1 protein-coding gene is annotated in these 240 nt (G+C 71.7%); it reads right to left on the reverse strand.

What is annotated here, in order from left to right:
- Positions 1–7: 7 nt before the first annotated feature.
- A partial coding sequence (locus AAEY88_RS15325) for a cobalamin biosynthesis protein (RefSeq protein WP_350563769.1) occupies positions 8–240 on the reverse strand: 233 nt, incomplete at its 5' end.

Here is a 240-nt window from a genome sequence, read left to right on the forward strand (position 1 = left end):
GGATGAATCAGACATGATGGGTGGCCATGACGAGTGCGCCGCTCGCGACCAGCAGCGCGAGCCACAGCGCGAGCGTGCGCGTAACGAGCGACAGCGCGGCGACGATGTGAAGGGCGGTGGCCGTGGCTCCGGTGCCGAGCACCGGGCGATCCTCGATTTCGCCGTGATAGACGGCCGGGCCGCCGAGCTGCACGTTCAGGCTGCCGGCGCCCGCGGCCATCACGGGGCCCGCGTTCGGGC

Source organism: Psychrobacter sp. CAL346-MNA-CIBAN-0220, from assembly GCF_040309805.1.
Classification (GTDB): Bacteria; Pseudomonadota; Gammaproteobacteria; order Pseudomonadales; family Moraxellaceae; genus Psychrobacter.